Here is a 5,282-nt window from a genome sequence, read left to right on the forward strand (position 1 = left end):
GCGGGGGTGTCGGGAGCGCGCCGGACGGCCGGGACCGGCGCGCTCAGTAACCGGTGCAGTGCGGAACGGGTGTGCCGGCGGTACCGTCCGCGGTGAAGCCGAACGAGGTGGTGGCGCCGGGCGCCAGGGCGCCGTTGAAGGCGGCGTTGCGGACCGTGGCCCGGCCGTCGGCCGTGCTGAGCGAGCCGTTCCAGAGGCTGGTGACGCGGGAGCCGCCCAGTTCCCACTGCACCGACCAGCCCGTCAGCGTGGCGGTACCGCTGTTCTCGACGGTGACCTCCGCCTGGTAACCGCCCTGCCAGGACGAGGTGGTGCGCAACCGTGCGGTGCACGCTCCGGGCGCCGGTGCGGGACCGGTGCCGGAGTACGTCAGTCCGTACCCGTAGGGGAAGAGCGGGTCCTTGCCGTCACCGTCGTTGACGGGTTCCTGGGCGGACGTCCTCGGCCAGCTCACCGGCAGCCTGCCGGTGGGGGCGTAGTCACCGAACAGGACGTCGGCCACGCCGGCGCCCTCCGTGCCGGGCAGCCAGGACGCCAGCAGCGCCTTCCAGTCGGGCAGCCGGTCGGACACGTCCAGCGGACGGCCGGAGACGAGGACCACGACGACCGGCACCCCGCTCGCCTTGAGCCGGGCCAGGGTCGCCAGGTCCTCCTGGTCCAGTCCGAGGCCGCCCGGCCGGTCGCCGCGGCCCTCGGCGTACGGGGTCTCGCCGACCACGGCGACAGCGGCACGGTAACCGGAGTCGATGCCGTTGCCGTAGCGGTCGTAGGTGACACGGGACGGGTCGGTGACGGCGGACCGGATGCCCTGCAGGATCGTGGTGCCGTCGGTGACGGGACCGCTGCGGCCCTGCCAGCCGACGGTCCAGCCGCCGTTCTGGTTGCCGATGTCGTCGGCGGACTTGCCGGCGACGAACAGCTTGGCCGACTTCGGCAGGGGCAGCACACCGCCGTCGTTCTTGAGCAGCACCTGCGAGGCGCGCACCGCCTGCCGGGCCAGCTCCCGGTGTGCGGCCGAACCGACCGTCGCGGTGTACGAGCGGTCGGTGAACGGTTGCTCGAACAAGCCCAGTTGGAACTTCTTGGTGAGGATGCGCCGGTTGGCGTCGTCGATCCTGGAGACGGCGACGCGGCCGGCGGTGACCTCGCCGCGCAGCAGGGTGAGGAACTTCTTGTAGTCGTGCGGCACCATCACCATGTCGACGCCCGCGTTCACCGCCGTACTGATCTCGGCGCCGGTGAAACCGCTCTGCCCGTCGAGCTGGTCGACCGCCGCCCAGTCGGAGACGACGAACCCGGTGAAGCCGAGCTCGCCCTTCAGCACGTCGGTCACCAGGTACTTGTCGGCATGGGACCGCACACCGTTCCAGCTGCTGTACGACAGCATCACCGCGCCCACGCCGCGCCGTACCGCCTCCTTGAACGGGGGCAGGTGGACGGCGCGCAGCTCGGCCTCGGAGACCTTGGTGTCGCCCTGGTCGACACCGCCGGAGGTGCCGCCGTCGCCGAGGTAGTGCTTGGCGGTGGCGAGCACGGACGCCGGTCCGGCGCCCAGCGTGTCGCCCTGCAGCCCGGTGATGAAGGTCGTGAGGGCGGAGGGCAGTTCGGGTGTCTCGCCGTAGGACTCGTAGGTGCGGCCCCACCGGTCGTCGCGGGCGACGCACAGGCACGGCGCGAAGTCCCAGTCGATGCCGGTGCCCGAGACCTCCTCGGCCACCGCCCGCCCGATCCGCTGGACGAGCGCGGGGTCACGGGTGGCGCCGAGCGCGATGTTGTGCGGGAACAGGGTGGCTCCGCGGACCGCGTTGTGGCCGTGCACGGCGTCGATGCCGTAGATCATCGGGATGCCGAGCGGGGTGGTCAGGGCGGTGCGCTGCAGGGAGTCGTAGGTGTCGGCCCAGGTCCGGGCGTTGTTGGGGCTGACGGTGGAGTCACCGCCGGACAGCACGGACCCGATGCGGTAGGCGGCGAGGTCGGACTGCGGGACGAGGGCGTCCTTCTCGATCTGCGTCATCTGGCCGAGCTTGTCGTCCAGCGTCATGCGCGACAGCAGGTCGGTGACCCGGTCCGGCACGGGTAAGGACGCGTCCTGGTAGGGGAGGAGGGCGGCCGGGGCGGCCACGGGCTCCGGTGCGGCGACGGCCGGCACGGCGAGGGCCAGGGCCGCGGCGCACACGGCCAGGGCCGTCACCGGGCGGCGGCGGGCGAGCAGGAGGCTCATGCGGGCGGGCCTTTCCTGGAGCGGTCCGGGGGCGGGGCGGCGCTGGTGTGGAGCCGGGACCCGCCCGATCGGCGGGGCGGGACGAGCGGGTCCCGGAGCGGGTGGGTCACGCGGTGGTGCAGGCGCTGCCGTTCAGGCTGAAACCGGCCGGCTTGGCGAAGCTGCCGCCGTAGGTGCCCTGGAAGCCGAAGGAGACCTGGCCGCCGGGCGGGATCTGCGCGTTGTAGGCGAGGTTGCTCGCCGTGACGGCCCCCGAGGACGGCGTCACGCCGGCGCCCCAGGCGCTGCCGATCTGCTGTCCCGCGGGCAGGGTGAAGGCCAGCTTCCAGCCGTCGACGGGGGAGGAGCCGGTGTTGGTGACGGTGACGTCGGTGCTGAAACCGCCCTGCCAGACGTTCGGCGTGTACGCCACCTTGCAGGCCGACGGTGTCCCGGGGCCGCCGCTGCCGGTCTCGACCGAGGAGGAGAACGAGGTCACGGCGAGACCGGCGCCGTTCTGCCACGGTTCGAAGCCCGCCTGCACGCTGGTCAGGTACCAGCTGTCCTGGGCCAGGCCCCGGGAGACGGCCTGCCGGACGAAGTCCATGACGTCGAAGCTCCAGCTGCCGATGGCCGACGGCGCGACGAAGGACAGCACGTCGTTGGAGCCGTTGTTGCCGGCCCACACCTGCCACGGCCGTCCGGCGACCGTCGCGGTGCCGACCTGCGAGCCGACGGGCTGGACGGGGCCGACCTTGTTGAACCAGATCATGATCTCGGTCCGGTTCACGCCGTCGGTGCGGGGCGTGGGGTCGAGCCAGATGTCGTACGCGGCGTCGTACACCGCGTTGCTCACGTAGCTGTACGAGATGCTGGTGGGCGCCCCGGAGATGCCGCTCAGCCGGGCCGGGAGCCTGGTTCCGGGCGAGCAGTTGGTGTAGTGGCAGCCGTTGAAGACGGACGGGTAGGACTTCGGGGCGCCGTTGGTCGGCACCGATCCGTCGGCCTGGGTGACGCGGAATCCCGAGTCGGTGGCGGTGACGCACTGGGTCTCGGCGGTGCCCCAGCGGTTGTTCTGGACGACGTAGCGGCCCTGGATCGTCGTCGACCCGTACTGCTCGCAGATCGTGGTGTCGGCGTGGGCCGCCGGGGTGACGGTGAGCAGCGCCGCCACGGCGGCGAGCGCGGTGAGGAGCACGCCCAGCAGGCCGCGCCTGCCACGGACAGGGTGCTTGGACGGTCGCATGCGGGTCCCTTCACATGACGGTGGGGGGAGTACGGGAGCGCTCCCGGCGGCTCAGGAATGGGAGCGCTCCCATTCCCCGTTGGGCAGGGACTGTAGGGACAGTCCATGTCCCTGACAAGCCCGGCGGCGCGACGATTATCGAAGCGCTTTCGAAGACGCAGGTCGCGGCGGGACCTGCCCCGGAAGCCGCTGTTTTTGGAGCGCTCCCGGAAACCGCGGTCCGCGCCCGGTCACAGGCCCATGGCGTCGAACAGGACCGACGGGTCCGGTTCCGGGACGGTGTCCAGGCTCTGCTCGGTCCAGATCACCTTGCCCCGCGAGGCGTACCGGGTGCCCCAGAGGTCCGCGAACTGCGAGACCAGGAACAGCCCCCGGCCTCCTTCGTCGGTACTGGCCGCGCGGCGCAGCCGGGGCGAGGTGTTGCTGCCGTCGGACACCTCGCAGACCAGCGTGCGGCCCAGCAGCAGTCTGACCCGCACGGGCGGCGCGCCGTAGCGGATCGCGTTGGTGAGCAGTTCGCTCACGATCAGTTCCGTGGCGAACGCCATGCCCTCCAGGCCCCAGTCGGCGAGCCGCCGGCTCACCTCCCTGCGCACCCGGGGCACCGCCTCGGCGTCGAAGGGCACGTCCCAGGTCGCGACGGACGAGGGAGAAAGCAGCCGGGTCCGGGCGACCAGCAGCGCCACGTCGTCCCGGGGGTGCCCGGGCAGCATCGTCTCCACCAGGGCCCGGCAGGTCTCCTCCGGTGTCCGGTCCACGTGGGCGATGGCCGAGGAGAGCAGTTCCAGGCCCTCGTCGATGTCCCGTCCGCGGTCCTCGACCAGCCCGTCGGTGAACAGCACCAGCCGGCTGCCCTCGGGCAGGTCCAGCTCCCCGGCCTCGAAGGGGTGGCCGCCCACCCCCAGGGGCGGCGACAGGGGGAGGTCGGGGAAGGTGACCGTGCCCCCGGGATCCACCACGGCCGGCGCGAGGTGCCCGGCGCGGGACAGGGTGCAGTGCCCGCCGACCGGATCGTAGATGGCGTAGAGGCAGGTGGCGCCCGTCAGCGGCACCCGGTCGTCGTCGGTGGGGCCGCCCTGGGTGTCCAGCCGGGTCACCATCTCGTCCAGGTGCCCCAGCAGTTCGTCCGGGGCCAGGTCGAGCGAGGAGAAGTTCAGCACGGCCGTGCGCAGCCGCCCCATGGTCACCGCGGCCTGCAGCCCGTGCCCCACGATGTCGCCGACGACCAGCGCGACCCGGAAGCCGGGCAGCGGGATGACGTCGAACCAGTCGCCGCCCACGCCGGACTGCGCGGGCAGGTAGCGCGAGGCGATCTCCAGGGCGTTCTGCTCCGGCAGGCCCACCGGGAGCAGGTTCCGTTGCAGCGTCATGGCCAGGGCGTGCTCGCGCGAGTACCGGCGCGCGTTGTCGATCGCCACCGCGGCCCGGGCCACCAGTTCCTCGGCCACGGCGACGTCCTCCTCGTCGAACCGGGGAGACGTGGCGCCGCGCCAGAAGTTGACCATGCCGAGGACCACCCCGCGCGCCCGCAGCGGCACCGTGATCAGCGACCGGATGCCGTACTCCAGGGCCCGCAGCGCCCCCTCGGGATCCTGGGCCCGCCAGTCCTGCGCGCTGTGCAGGTCGGGCACCAGCACGGCCTTGCCCTGGCGCAGCGCCGAGACCATCGGCGTGTCGGCCATCACGAAGCGGATCGGGTCCCCCACCGGCTGGAGGGGATGCCCGTCCCGTGAGGCGCGCAGCGCGGTACGGCGCATCTCCCGCACCGCACTCGTGGGCTCCTGGCCGCGCAGCACGGAGTCGAGGAGCTCCACGGTCACGACGTCGGCCAGCCGG

The 5,282-nt window shown here is 72.5% G+C and carries 3 protein-coding genes; all 3 read right to left on the reverse strand.

The window, feature by feature from the left end; translation table 11 throughout:
• Positions 1–43: 43 nt before the first annotated feature.
• Complete coding sequence (locus IE312_RS08220) at positions 44–2,221, reverse strand: glycoside hydrolase family 3 N-terminal domain-containing protein (protein ID WP_189979813.1); 2,178 nt, start codon at positions 2,219–2,221, stop codon at positions 44–46.
• Between the two features lie 106 nt (positions 2,222–2,327).
• Positions 2,328–3,446, reverse strand: a complete 1,119-nt coding sequence (locus tag IE312_RS08225; RefSeq protein WP_189979816.1) for a glycoside hydrolase family 12 protein — start codon at positions 3,444–3,446, stop codon at positions 2,328–2,330.
• A 230-nt stretch (positions 3,447–3,676) separates the two neighbouring features.
• Positions 3,677–5,282: ATP-binding SpoIIE family protein phosphatase (locus IE312_RS39235; RefSeq protein ID WP_229899325.1), on the reverse strand; the 1,606-nt coding region annotated here is incomplete at its 5' end.

The organism is Streptomyces capoamus (assembly GCF_014654935.1).
Classification (GTDB): domain Bacteria; phylum Actinomycetota; class Actinomycetes; order Streptomycetales; family Streptomycetaceae; genus Streptomyces; species Streptomyces capoamus.